A 13,629-nucleotide genomic window follows, 5' to 3' on the forward strand; every position below is an offset into this window, starting at 1 on the left:
AAAGCGTCGACGAAACATGAGTACGCCGTAGACCGCGAATCAGAGAGAAGGTTCCGCGTCGCTCCGCAGAGGGGCGCGCGGCTGTGAGAACCTTCGGCGCGAAGGACGGGGGAAGCCGGTTTCGGAGCGCGGCCGCAAAGCCGCCGGCAGGGCCCGTTATCGCCCGCACAAGGAGATTGCGCCCAAGTTCCGCTTGCGGCTCGATAACCAGGGTGGTACCGCGAAGACATTCGTCCCTGATACGTCAGGGGCGTTTTTTATTTTTTTGCCCCCAATTGAAGGAGGACCTGATTGATGAAACCGATGAAATCCGCCGAAATCCGTTCCAAATGGCTCGAATTTTTCGCAAGCAAAGGGCATCACATCGAACCGAGCGCTTCGCTCGTTCCGCACAACGATCCGTCCCTGCTGTGGATCAACGCGGGCATGGCGCCGCTGAAGCCGTACTTCGACGGACGCGTGAAGCCGGAAAACCCGAGAATCGCCAACTCGCAGAAGTGCATCCGCACGAACGACATCGAAAACGTGGGCAAAACGCGCCGCCACCATACGTTTTTCGAGATGCTCGGCAACTTCAGCATCGGCGATTACTTCAAAGAAGAAGCGATCACCTGGGCTTGGGAATTCCTGACGAGCCCGCAATGGATCGGGTTCGAGCCGGACCGCATTTCGGTCACCGTGCACAAAGACGACGAAGAAGCCTTCAAGCTGTGGAACGAGAAAATCGGCCTCCCGGCCGAACGGATCTATAAGCTGGGCGACGACAACTTCTGGGATATCGGCGAGGGCCCTTGCGGTCCCTGCACCGAAATTTTCTACGACCGCGGGGACAAGTACGGCGACCTGAACGATCCGGAATGCTGGCCGGGCGGGGAGAACGAGCGGTTCCTGGAAGTTTGGAACAACGTGTTCTCGCAGTTCAACCATAACAAGGACGGCAGCTATACGCCCCTTCCGAACAAAAACATCGATACGGGCGCGGGGCTCGAACGTTTCGCATCGATTTTGCAGGACGTCGACTCCAACTTCGACACCGACCTGTTCCTGCCGATCATCGAGAAAACGTCGGCCATGGCGGGCGTGAAGTACAAGAACAGCGAAACGACCGACGTGGCGCTGAAGGTCATCGCCGACCACATCCGCACCGTCACGTTCGCAGTCGGCGACGGCGTGCTTCCGTCCAACGAAGGACGCGGTTACGTCATCCGGCGCTTGCTGCGCCGCGCGGTTCGCTACGGCAAGGTGCTCGGCATCGACCGTCCGTTCCTGTGGGAGCTCGTCGCGACCGTCGGAGAGATCATGGGCAGCTACTATAAGGAAGTCGTCGAGAAGCGCGAGTTCATCGAGAAAGTCATCCGCAACGAGGAAGAGCAGTTCCATAAAACGCTCAGCGCGGGTCTGGAGATTCTATCGGGCTTGGTGGAAGGCGCCAAAGAACGCGGCGAAACCGTCATCGCGGGAGAGGCCGCCTTCAAGCTGTACGACACGTACGGCTTCCCGCTCGACCTGACCGAAGACTACGCGACGGAGCATGGCCTCGCCGTCGACCGCGAAGGCTTCGATGCGGCCATGGAAGAGCAGCGGGTGCGCGCCCGTTCCGCCCGCCAAGAGACGGAAAGCATGAAAGTCCAGGGCGGCGCCCTGTCCGATTATGCGGAGGCGAGCGAATTCGTCGGTTACGAGACGCTGACCGCGGATGCGCGCGTCCTCGCCATCGTCGCGGATGACAAGTTCGTCGACGCGGCCGGTGACGACGAGACGGTTCTCGTCGTACTGGACCGCACGCCGTTCTACGCGGAAAGCGGCGGACAAGTCAGCGACCGCGGCACGCTGACAGGCAGCGGGTTTACCGCGAACGTCGTCGGCATGAGTAAAGCGCCCCGCGGACAGCACGTGCATCACGTCGTCGTGACGGCCGGGTCCCTGAAGGTCGGCGATGCGGTTACCGCCGCTGTGGAAGCGGCGGAGCGCGCGGACATCATCCGCAACCATACCGCGACCCACCTGCTGCATAAAGCGCTCAAAGAGGTGCTCGGCGAACACGTCAACCAAGCCGGTTCGCTCGTGGAGCCGGAACGCCTGCGCTTCGACTTCAGCCATTTCGGCGCGATCACGCCGGAGGAGCTGGCGGACGTCGAACGCCGCGTGAACGAGCAAATTTGGCTCGGCACGGACGTCGACATCAGCCTGCGTCCGATCGCGGAAGCGAAAGAAATGGGCGCGATGGCGCTGTTCGGCGAGAAGTATGGGGACATCGTGCGCGTCGTTCGCGTCGGCGATTACTCCCTTGAGCTTTGCGGCGGCTGCCACGTCCGGAACACGGCGCAGATCGGGCTGTTCAAGCTCGTCAGCGAGAGCGGCATCGGCTCCGGCGTCCGCCGGATCGAAGCGCTGACCGGACGCCACGCTTACGCGTATCTGGACGAACAGTTCGGCACGCTGAAGCAGGCGGCCGCGCTCCTGAAGAGCCATGCCGCGGACGTGCCGAAACGCGTGGAAGGCGTGCAGGCGGAAGTCCGCCAGCTGCAGCGCGAGGTGGAATCGCTGCAAGGCAAGCTCGGCCGGCTCGAAGCCGCCGACTTGGCCGGCAAAGCCAAAACGGTCGGCGGCGTCACCCTGCTCGCGGCCCGCGTCAACGCGGCCGGCATGGACGCCCTGCGCAACGTCGCCGACGAATTGAAGGCGAAGCTCGGTTCCGCGGTGCTCGCGCTCGGTTCCGTCGACGGCGACAAGGTGAACCTGGTCGCCGCGGTGACGCCGGATTTGACGGCCCAAGGGCTGCATGCCGGCAAGCTGGTCAAAGAGATCTCGGCGATTTGCGGTGGGGGCGGCGGCGGCAAGCCGGAGCTCGCGCAAGCCGGAGGCAAGGACCCCGCCAAGCTCGGCGAAGCGCTGGAAGCCGCGGAACGGCTCGTTCTCGCCCAACTGGGCAAATAACCGGACGGGGGAGGTTTCGACGAAACTTCCCCGCGTTCGCCAAAAGTTTCGCTCCGCCACGAATTTCCTGTCCGCGATCGAATGTGTTATGATGTTGAATAGACAGATTGGCAGGATTTCGAAAGCGAGGTGCCGGAGATGAGCATGGCGGACAAAAACCATATGGACAAGACGGTTCAGTTCGATGTCGTCGCCGATCCGCAGGAATTGTCCTCCCGGGACATCCTGCTTCAGGTGCACGATGCCTTAGTGGAGAAGGAATACCACCCCATCAACCAAATCGTCGGTTACCTTCTCTCCGGGGATCCGGCCTACATTCCCCGCCATAACAACGCGAGAAGCCTGATCCGGAAAAAAGAACGGGACGAACTGATCGAGGAACTCGTCCGTTTCTACCTCCAGCACCGGTAAGGCATGCGAATTCTCGGTTTGGATTACGGCGACAGGCGCATCGGGGTGGCGCTGAGCGACGCGTTCGGGTGGACGGCGCAAGGCCTAGAGATGATCGAGCGCAAGAAGGAAGGCGACGACTTCAAGCGCATCGCCGAGCTGGTGAAGGAACACGAGGTAGAGTCGATCGTGGTCGGCCTCCCGAAGAACATGAACGGAACCGTCGGTCCGCGTGGCGAAATTTGCATGGCATTCGCGGAGGAATTAAGGCAAAACTTATCCTTGCCTGTCCATCTTTGGGATGAACGGTTGACGACGGTCGCGGCGACGCGAACGCTGCTGGAAGCCGACGTCAGCCGCCGCAAGCGAAAGCAGGTAGTGGACAAAATGGCGGCGGCCCTGCTGCTGCAAAATTATTTGGACTTTCGAGGGAAATGAGGGATCGAGATGGCTGACGAAATAAACGGGCAAGAAGAGGCGGAAATCATCTACATTCCGGACGACGAAGGCAACGAAGAAGCCTTCGAGGTCATCATGCGTTTCGAATTGGATGATGGCACGGACCGCAAATACCTGATGGTCGTGCCGGCGGAAGAGGACGCGGACGAAGAGCAGGAAGTGTTCGCTTTCCGCTACGAGGAAGAAAACGAAGAGATCAAGCTGTATCCCATCGAAGAGCAGGAAGAATGGGAGATCGTCGAAGAAACGTTCAACACGTTGATGAGCGAATTCGGAGCCGCCGAGGAAGACGCGAACGGCAAAGGCTGATCCGGACCAGGAGGTAGGACGGCATTGACGCAGGAAGGTAACGGACGGACCGCTCCGCCGTCGCTGAAGCAAGCCTTCGGGAACTTCGTGGAACTGGAAGGCGGCGGAGGCGGGGCGGAAGCCTACCGGATTCTCGCCGAGCTGGACGTGGGGGGCCGCCGGTACGCGGTGCTCCAATCGGAGTCCATGCGCAAGGAAGGCGAGATCGAGGTGTTTCGGGTCGTCTCGGACGGGGAAGGAAACCCCGTGCTGGAGACGGTAGAGGACGATGAAGAATGGGAGCTTGCCGCCGAAGCCTATGACGATTTGCAGTTCGGCAGCGACGAACGTCCCTGAATCGTGTACAATGAAGAGCGGGCAACCGCTCTTTTTGAACGTTCTCATCCATCCGGAATCGTCCGGATCCATCCGTAGGGGGAAAAGACGTGGAAAGAGAAGACGGATCGAAGCCGCAAGGATGGAAATCCTTCTACGGCGAAGATTCCCTAGACAATCGCACGAACGCCGAAGACGAGGCGGGAACCTCTTCGTCGGAGCTCGATAAAAGCCCGGGACCTTCGGAAATAACGGGCGGCCGTTCGGCACGTTCCGCCGCGGCCGGGACCGGACCGCAGCCGGAAGAACCGCACAACGCCCATTACGCGCCGCGGCGCAAACCCCGCGTGTTATTATGGTCTTTTTTGATCGCGCTCGGCTTGGTCCTGATCGTCGCAGGGGGAGCCCTTCTGTATGTGTGGAACGGCTTGCGCCCGCCCGCGTCCGCGGCTCCCGTCCGCGTAACGATCGATAAGGGGATGCGGGCGCAGAAAGTGGCGGAGGTGCTCGAAGCCAACGGACTCATCCGCAACGCCAAGCTCTTCGGAGGCTGGCTGAAGCTGAAAGGCGAAGGCGCGAGGTTTCAGGCCGGCGTGTACGAGCTGACACCGGGCATGTCGCGCGACGAAATCGTCGCCAAGCTGAACAACGGAGAGATCGTGGCGGCGGCGACGTTCCGGTTTACCATTCCCGAAGGCTTCACGATCCAGCAGATGGCCGATCGGCTCTCGCAGGCGGGGCAAGTCAAGAAAGACGCGTTCCTGCAGGCGGCCGCCAATCCATCGGTTTGGACGGGCTCGACCTGGGCCGCGCAAATTCCGTCCGACGGGAACCTCCGTTATCCGCTGGAAGGATACCTCTTCCCGGAGACGTACGAGATGCGGTCGGGCAGCACGGAAGCCGACGTCATCAACCGGATGCTGTCCGAGCTGGACAAGAAGCTCAACCAGCTGCCGGAAGATTGGCAGACGACGATGCAGGATCGCGGATTGACGCTGCACCAGCTGCTGACGATCGCTTCCCTCATCGAACGGGAAGTCGTCGTCGACAAGGAGCGCCCGATCGTTTCCAGCGTTATCGCGAACCGGCTGAAGAAGAAGATGCCGCTTCAGATCGACGCCACCATCCAGTACTTGCTGGACAAGCAAAAGGAAAAGCTGACGGAAGAGGACCTGAAAGTCGACAGTCCTTACAATACGTATTTGCACCCGGGGCTGCCTCCTGGACCGATCGCCAATCCGAGCCTGAAGTCGATCGAAGCCGCGCTTTACCCGGACCAAACCGATTACTATTACTACGTGACCAAGAAGGACGGAACGAACGGGCATTTGTTCGCCGTCACGTACAAGCAGCATCAGAAGAACATCGAGCTTAGCAACCGCAACGTCAAAAAGTAACCAGTCAGCGCGCCCAGAGGCGCGCCCCGACCCGGCACCACCGCTGCCTGCCGCCTGCTTCGCCGGGCCGGCGGGCGGGTGCCGGGTCGCGGATTTATCGGAGGTGCCAGACCATGTCTTCCGTCGCCAAATCCGAGCTGCTCATCGCGGCCGGGTCGGCCGCGCAAGCGGAACGTTATATTCAAGCCGGAGCCGACGCGGTGCTGATCGGGGAACCGAGATTCGGCATGCGGCAGCCGGGAACCATTCCCGCCGGGGAGCTGGCGGATGCCGTCGCCCGCGTGAATGCGCTCGGGGCCAAGGCTTACGTCAACATGAACAAATTGTTCCGCAATGACGAGCTTGCGGCTCTGCCCGATTATATCCGCACGGTCGCCGCGGCCCAAGCGGATGCGATCGTTTTCGGAGACCCGGCGGTACTCCTGAACGTCCGGGAGCACGCCCCCGGCTTACCCTTGCACTGGAACGCGGAGATGACCGGCACGAACTCGGCGGCCGCCAACTATTGGGGCCGCAGGGGAGCGGTCCGCGCCGTGCTGGCGCGCGAGCTGAACGGGGAAGAAATCGCCGCATTCAAACGCGAAACGGAGCTCGAAATCCAGGTGCAGGTGCACGGGATGACGAACATCTACCATTCGCATCGCAACTTGCTCCAAAGCTACATGGAGCATCTGGGCCGCGAAGCTTCTTTGCTTGACCGGGGGCCGGATAAAGGGCTGTATCTCGTGGAAACCGAGCGTCCGAACGAGCGTTTTCCCGTGTACGAGGACGAATCGGGCACCCATGTCATGAGCCCGGACGACATATGCCTGCTCGAGGCGCTGCCCGAGCTGTTCGAAGCCGGCGTGCACAGTCTTTACGTCGAGCCTCTTCTCAAGTCCGAAGCCTACAACGTCACCGTGTTGAAGAGCTACCGCGCCGCATTGGACCGTTGGGCTGCGGATCCGGCCGGCTACTCGGAGGATCCGGCATGGCTCGACGCCATCCGGGAGTTGCAGGATCCCGAGCGTGAACTCGGATTCGGCTTCATGTACAAGGAACAAGTTTATTGAGCAACTAAGCAAGTTCAAGGAGGGACCGAAATTGACCCTATTGCAGCAAGCGCCTCTTCAAGGAGGCCATAGAGTGAGGTTGGCCAAGCCGGAGCTTCTGGCGCCGGCAGGCAGCCTGGAAAAGCTGAAATTCGCCGTCCACTACGGGGCGGATGCCGTATATATCGGAGGCCAGAAATACGGTCTGCGTTCGAATGCGGACAACTTCAGCATCGACCAGATGCGCCAAGGCGTGGAGTTCGCTTCCCGCTACGGCGCGAAAGTATTCGTGGCGACCAACATTTTCGCCCACCAGGAAGATCTCCCGGGCATCGCGGACTACCTGCGCGAGATCGAGGACGCCGGGATCGCCGCCATCATTACGGCCGATCCGGCGATCGTGGAGACCGCCCAAAAAGTCGCGCCGCGCCTTGAAGTCCACTTGAGCACGCAGCAATCCACGATGAACTGGCAGGCGGTGCAATTTTGGAAGCAAGAAGGGCTTCCCCGCGTCGTGCTGGCCCGCGAAGCGACGATGGCCGAAATCCGCGAAATGAAATCGCGCGTCGACATCGAGCTTGAAGTGTTCATCCACGGAGCGATGTGCTCCTCGGTGTCGGGCCGATGCGTGCTTTCCAACCATTTTACGGACCGGGACTCGAACCGCGGGGGCTGCTGCCAATCCTGCCGGTGGAAATACGACCTTCACGCGGACGATCAGTCCGTGTCCGAACCGGGACAAAACCTGTTCACGATGAGCTCGAAGGACCTGTGCATGATCGAGCATCTGCCCGACCTGATCGAAGCGGGCGTGGACAGCTTTAAAATCGAAGGACGGATGAAGAGCGTCCACTACGTCGCTTCCGTCGTCAACGCGTACCGTCAGGCGATCGACGCCTACTTCGCCGATCCTGACGGCTATACGCTTCGCAAGGAGTGGGTGGAGGAGATCGGCAAAGCCGCCAACCGGCCGCTCAACACCGGGTTCTTCTACGGCACTCCCGGGGCGACAGAGCACATCTACGAGCCGGAGGAGAAACCCGCTCCTTACGACTTCGCCGCGGTCGTGACGGATTACGACGCCGCTTCCGGCATCGCCACGGTGCAGCAGCGGAGCCCTTTCCGTCCCGGCATGCAAGTGGAGTTCATCGGGCCGGGTGGCCGGCACTTCAAGCAGGAAATCGGAGATATGACGGACGCGGAAGGAAACCGTCTGGACGTTGCCCGTCACCCGCTGCAAACGATCAAGCTGCGCGTGAACGAGCCGGTATCGCCCCTTGACCTGATGCGCAAACGCACCGGTTAAAACGCGCCGGATCAGGCTCAGGATTTAAATTCCGAGATCGGAAAAAAATACATTCAACATTAAAGGATTTTAAGATAAACTGTCGAATTTACACTGATAGTCACCACAGAAGCCGTAACGGCATCGTGAGATTATCGGTAAATCGGCAGTTTTTTTGTCTTTACCGAGTTTCTTCGTCACATTTTAAGCCGGAGGGGTATACAGCCAATGAAAAAAACGTGGCGTGACATGTTGGAAGCGTTTCAATGGAGGAAAGGAATCAAAGCTGTCAGCGGCTTGGGCCACAAAGTCGGGGAGCAGTTGAAGGAAACGAAGATCGAAAATCCGATCCGTTCCGTGGGCATGAAGCTGTTCCTGCTGATCATCAGCAGCATCCTCGTCTGCGTCCTGCTGCTCGGGTTGTTCTCGTATAACAAATCCAGCTCCATCATCAAGTCCAAAGTCGCGGACGCCAGCGCCCAGACCGCCGAGCAGACCGCGGGCAAGATGAGCCTGATGCTGGCCGGTTACGAACGGGAGTCTCTCTCCTTCATCACGGACAACGAATTCATGAGCCTTCTCAACACGCTTGGCGTCAGCACGGACGATTTCGAGAAGTTCGACACCGCGCGCCAGTTGTCCGAAAAGCTGAGCCGGGTGGCGATGTCCGATTCCACGCTGGACTCCGTCTCCCTCATCGCCGCCGACGATCCGCAAGAACAGCTGATCACGAGCGGCAGCTCGCTGAATAAAGAAGCGCTCCTGCAGAACAAGTATCTTGAAGATATCAAGAAGGGCAACGGAAAAGCGGTCTGGGTTCCGATGCTTCCCAAAGGGATGGACGGCTCCCATATCTCTCCTACTTTTGCCGTCGGCCGGTATTTGAACCAAGGTAAGCCGCATATCCTGCTGCTCGAGATCAAGAGCAAAGCCCTCGCCGAAGAGATGAAGAGCGTGAAGTTCGGCGAAGGAGGCTCCGCCTACGTTCTTTCCCCGGACGGCACGATCGCGTACGGCCCGGATGACCGCAAAGTGGGCACGAAGTACGAAAGCAAAATCCCGGATGGCTCGGAAACGCTCAACATCGGAGGCGTAAGCACCCTGTCCTCCAAGGGCACGATCGCGACGAACGGCTGGCTCTTGATCGGCAACATCCCGGTATCCGAGCTGGTGAAAGACGCGAAGCAAATCCGCAATCTGACTTTGATCATGTCGGTGGTGGCGATCATCATCGCTGCGGCTATCGGCTTGCTCGTCATGCTGACCGTCGGCCGTCCGCTTGCGCAGCTCCGCACGCTGATGAACGAAGGCGAGAAGGGCAACCTGACCGTTCGCTCCAGCATCCGACAAAAGGATGAAATCGGCCAAGTAGCCGTCAGCTTTAACCGCATGATGGAAGAGATCACCGGCCTGGTGCGGAAGACGAACCAGTCGGCTCTGGAGGTGCTGGAGACGGCTTCCTCGCTGACGGAAGCCTCCCGCAAAACGGCGGGGGCCGCGAAGGAAATCGCGGTCGCCACGGAAGAGATCGCGAGCGGGGCGACGAACCTTGCCGTCGAATCGGAGAAGGGAAGCGACCTGACTTCGCAGATCGGCGAGCAGGTGCAGTCCGTCATCCATTCGAACTCGGAGATGGGACAAGCCGCCGGCGAAGTCGAGGAAGCGAGCCGCAAAGGCTCCGACTATATGGGCACGCTGATCCGGAAAACCGGCCAAACCGAGGAAATGACCCGCTCCATGGTAGAGAAGGTCGACAAGCTGAAGGACAGCACCCGTTCCATTCGCAAAATCCTCGACGTGCTCGGCAACGTGTCCAAGCAGACGAACATTCTGTCGCTCAACGCCACGATCGAAGCGGCTCGCGCAGGTACGGCAGGCAAAGGCTTCATGGTCGTCGCGGACGAAATCCGCAAGCTGGCCGACCAGTCCCGCCAGTCGATCGGCGTCGTAGGAGAGATCGTGGAAACGATCCAGCGCGAAATCGACGAAACGGTGTCCGTCCTGTCAGAGGCGTACCCGATTTTCCAAGAGCAGATCGATTCCGTCCGCGAAGCAAACCAAATTTTCGTGACGGTTCAGGAGAACATGAACGGCTTCGTCAACCGCCTGGATTCGGCGACCGAATCCGTACGCCACCTCGAGGAAGCGCAATCGACGCTGACGCTCGCGATGACCAACGTCAGCGCGGTCGCGCAGCAAGCTTCGGCGACGTCCGAAGAAGTCGCGTCGCTCAGCAACGAGCAGCTCGGCATCAGCGACGGCCTCGTGCAGCTGTCGAACCGTTTGGAGACGGTGTCCAACCAGCTCCGCGACTCGCTTTCGAGATTTACGGTGGCTTAATCCATCCCCCTAAATTAACGGCCGCTCCGGTTTTCCGGAGCGGCTTTTTCGTGCGCGGTTAGCGCGATGGAGAAGAAGGAAACAATAGGAAGAGAGGGTCTACTCGGAGGGATATGCGTTGAACGAACAAGGAAAACGGAGAATGATCCATATCCTGCTGCTGCTGACGGCGGGCTTCTGCCTGATCGCCGTGCGCTTGGCCTGGATGCAGGCAGGATGGGGTGCCGGATCGGGGAAGGGAGTCCGCCAAACGGACATTCCCGCCGTTGCCCGGCAATCGGTGTCCCAGCGATCGCAATCCTTTATCGTGGATCCGGGGAGGGGGCAGTTCCGGGATCGCCATGGCCGGCCGCTGACCGGCGTGCCCGTGAACGGTCTCGTCGCTTTTCCGGACTACGGAATGCCCCGCGGTTCCGAGGAATCGCTTCGAACGGTGGCGGAAACGCTAGGTACGACCCGTGAACGGTTGGAAAGCTGGCTCAGGCAGCTGAAGGAACCGGAAGCCTGGCGAACGCCGCAATCCGGGCGGGTCGCGGCCCTATCGGATCGGCAAGCCGCCGCCGTCCGGCGTTCCGGCCTCCTGGGCGTCTCCGTGCTTCCCGTCCGTGTCCGTTACCCGGGCGACCGGCCTTCTCTCCATGCCTTGGGATTCCTCTCCCAGGACCCTTCCAGGCTGACGGCTCTCTACGCCGGCAAGCTGGAATCGCGCGAATGGAAAAACACGGAGCCCCTTGGCGGCTCCGGCTTGGAGAAATCGCTCGACCGCTTCCTCCATGGCGTAGGAGCGACCGTCGTGAGCCAAATCACCGACGCCGGCAGGCGCCCCCTTGCCGGACTGGGTCTGCGGACGAACGCGCCGAGCAACCCGCATTTTCCGCTGCAGGTGACGACAACGCTCGATCTGGAGATTCAGCGGGCGGCGGAGGACGCCTTATCCGCCGCCGGAGTCAAGGAAGGCGCGGCGGTCGTGCTGGACGCGCGAAACGCCGACGTGCTCGCGATGGTCTCGCGTCCGCTAATAGATCCGTATCTTATCGGCACTCCCGGGACGGATGAACGCAATCACGCGATCACGGCGTTTCCTCCCGGTTCCGTTTTCAAGGCCGTGACGCTGGCGGCTGCGCTGGAGTCGGGGACGGCGGACATGGATTCGGAATTCCATTGCAACGGAACGTATGGGCGTTACGGACTGAAGTGCTGGCGGCATGAGGGTCACGGAAAGCTGACGCTGGAGGAGGCCTTTGCCGAGTCCTGCAACGTTGCGTTCGCGGAGTTGGCGGAAACGATGGATCCGGCTTGGATCCAGATTACCGGGGAACGGCTCGGTCTGGGACGGAGGGTCGGCTGGCACGCGGACGCGTTCGTCGACGGCGGCCCGCTGCGCCTGCTGGAGGAGGAAGAGGCGGGCACGATCTTTCCGAGCAAGCAGGCCGCGCAAGACGGAGGCGTTCGCACCGGCACCGGAATCGGGCAGCGGGACGTGCGCGTGACGCCGCTGCAGGCGGCCAACCTCGTCGTCACGCTGCTGCACGGCGGCCGCGTCTCCGCCCCTCGCCTCGTATCGGAAATCCGGTACGCGGACGGGGGGGCGATGGCCAAGCTGGCTCCGCAATCCTCGCCGTCCAAGTACGGCGCGATCCGGCCCGAAACGGCGGCGGCCGTCCTGAAAGCCATGCGGGCCGTCGTGACCGAAGGAACGGCACGGGCAGCGCTGGCGGAGTCCGGATGGCCGCTCGCGGGCAAATCCGGGACGGCGGAGCTCGCGGGAAAAGCGAAAGCCCGTAACGACCACTGGTTCGTGGGTTACGGGCCTGCGACGGGCGCACCGCGTTACGCGGTCGCCGTATTGATCGAAAACCAGCCTTCCGGGCTCAGAAACCGTGCGGCCGCCGTGTTCGGCGATATTATGGAGCGGCTGCGGCGTTCGGATCTTCCGGCCGGCCCTCCTGCGGGTCGTCCGAATGCGGCTCGAACGGGTGCACGGTGAACTCCTCCCGCGGCAGCCGGATCCAGCGGTGGAAATAGCCTTCGTCATACAAGGCTTTCAGCAAAATCATCAGAATCGGGGCCAAAATCAAACCCGCGACGCCGAACAAGGACATCGACACCATCGCGAAGGCGAGCATCGTGAAGGCGGAGACGCCGACCGTCTGGCCGGTGATGCGGGGCTCGAGAATTTGCCGGGTCGTATTGACGACGACGAGCAATCCCGTCAGCCACAGCGCGAGCGAATTGTCGCCGACGATGAACAGATAAATGATCCAAGGGATGAACAGCGTCTGGACGCCGAGCAGCGGCAGGATGTCGAAAATGCCGGCGAGAAGCGCCACGGCGAACGCGTTGGGCACCTGAAGCGCGAGCAATGCGATGAAAATGACCGCGAACGTAATGCTGATCAGAATGCCTTGCGATTTGAGGTAGGCCCCGATGCCCCTGAACACGTGCTCGCGGAGGAAAGCGAACGCCGCCTTCAGCGTTTTCGGCGAACGCTCGCCGCCGAGCCTTTTCCAGGTTTCGATTTCGAGACTCAGGAAGTAAGCCAAAATCAGGGCGATGGAAAAATTGAAGACGAACGTGGAGATCGACATGGTCGAGTTGATCAGCCAATCGAGCAGGAACTTGGCCAGTTTGCTGCCCCATTCCGTCACTTTGGAGAAAGCGGCGCTGATCTGCTTCACCCAATCGGGAGGAAGCGAGTTGAACTTGGCCTGCCATTCGGCCGTGATGTCGCCCGCATGCTGCGTGAGCAGCTTCTGATAATCCGGCAGGGATGCTGCCAATTGTTTGATTTCGGAATAGAAAATATAGCCCAATCCGGCCAAGATGCTCAATACGACGAGCATGAACAGCAGCATGCTGATCCCCGTCGCAATCGATTTTTTGAGTCCCCACCGGTTCAGCCGTTTGGCGAGCGGTTCGATGCACAGGAAGATGAGGAAGGATAGGAAAACGGGCGTGGCGATTTTGTACAAGTAGCTGAAGGCGAACATCGTGATCCACACCGTAAACGCGATGACGGCGAGATCGAACGCGGTCCGCCAATATTTCTTGTATAACGGAAGCATGAGCCATTCTCCTTGTCCATGTAGAGATCAAGAAAATGATACCAGTTTTGCTCGCAATAAAAAAGATGGCGGGCCCTGCGTCCCAATCGGCGGGAGGTATG

At 60.5% G+C, this 13,629-nt stretch carries 11 protein-coding genes; 10 read left to right on the forward strand and 1 reads right to left on the reverse strand.

The window, feature by feature from the left end; translation table 11 throughout:
- Positions 1–303 precede the first annotated feature (303 nt).
- The 10 genes from alaS to EAV92_RS03285 all read left to right on the forward strand — a co-directional run bounded on the left by alaS (position 304) and on the right by EAV92_RS03285 (position 12,450).
- Positions 304–2,937, forward strand: a complete 2,634-nt coding sequence (gene alaS, locus EAV92_RS03240) for an alanine--tRNA ligase (RefSeq protein WP_123043541.1) — start codon at positions 304–306, stop codon at positions 2,935–2,937.
- 138 nt (positions 2,938–3,075) lie between these two features.
- Positions 3,076–3,348, forward strand: a complete 273-nt coding sequence (locus EAV92_RS03245) for an IreB family regulatory phosphoprotein (protein WP_206424280.1) — start codon at positions 3,076–3,078, stop codon at positions 3,346–3,348.
- Positions 3,349–3,351: 3 nt separating this feature from the next.
- Positions 3,352–3,765 carry a Holliday junction resolvase RuvX gene (gene ruvX, locus EAV92_RS03250; RefSeq protein WP_123039739.1) on the forward strand — a complete coding sequence of 138 codons (414 nt, stop codon included), beginning with the start codon at positions 3,352–3,354 and terminating at the stop codon, positions 3,763–3,765.
- A 9-nt stretch (positions 3,766–3,774) separates the two neighbouring features.
- Entirely contained in the window at positions 3,775–4,095 is a 321-nt protein-coding gene (locus EAV92_RS03255; RefSeq protein ID WP_123039740.1) for a DUF1292 domain-containing protein, read from the forward strand.
- A 24-nt stretch (positions 4,096–4,119) separates the two neighbouring features.
- Entirely contained in the window at positions 4,120–4,431 is a 312-nt protein-coding gene (locus tag EAV92_RS03260; RefSeq protein WP_241158421.1) for a DUF1292 domain-containing protein, read from the forward strand.
- A 326-nt stretch (positions 4,432–4,757) separates the two neighbouring features.
- Positions 4,758–5,807 carry an endolytic transglycosylase MltG gene (gene mltG, locus EAV92_RS03265; RefSeq protein ID WP_206424314.1) on the forward strand — a complete coding sequence of 350 codons (1,050 nt, stop codon included), beginning with the start codon at positions 4,758–4,760 and terminating at the stop codon, positions 5,805–5,807.
- Between the two features lie 113 nt (positions 5,808–5,920).
- Positions 5,921–6,859, forward strand: coding sequence for a peptidase U32 family protein (locus EAV92_RS03270; protein ID WP_123039741.1), 939 nt, complete (start codon positions 5,921–5,923; stop codon positions 6,857–6,859).
- A 73-nt stretch (positions 6,860–6,932) separates the two neighbouring features.
- Entirely contained in the window at positions 6,933–8,144 is a 1,212-nt protein-coding gene (locus EAV92_RS03275) for a peptidase U32 family protein (protein ID WP_241158422.1), read from the forward strand.
- A gap of 207 nt (positions 8,145–8,351) precedes the next feature.
- Entirely contained in the window at positions 8,352–10,463 is a 2,112-nt protein-coding gene (locus tag EAV92_RS03280) for a methyl-accepting chemotaxis protein (protein WP_241158423.1), read from the forward strand.
- Between the two features lie 118 nt (positions 10,464–10,581).
- Positions 10,582–12,450, forward strand: coding sequence for a peptidoglycan D,D-transpeptidase FtsI family protein (locus EAV92_RS03285; RefSeq protein ID WP_123039742.1), 1,869 nt, complete (start codon positions 10,582–10,584; stop codon positions 12,448–12,450).
- Here EAV92_RS03285 and EAV92_RS03290 read toward each other — a convergent pair.
- Positions 12,368–13,528: an AI-2E family transporter gene (locus EAV92_RS03290; protein ID WP_123039743.1), complete on the reverse strand. Its 1,161-nt coding sequence runs from the start codon at positions 13,526–13,528 to the stop codon at positions 12,368–12,370. The two genes, EAV92_RS03285 and EAV92_RS03290, sit on opposite strands and share 83 nt — an antisense overlap.
- Positions 13,529–13,629 lie beyond the last annotated feature (101 nt).

This window comes from Cohnella candidum (genome assembly GCF_003713065.1).
In the GTDB taxonomy this organism is placed as follows: domain Bacteria; phylum Bacillota; class Bacilli; order Paenibacillales; family Paenibacillaceae; genus Cohnella; species Cohnella candidum.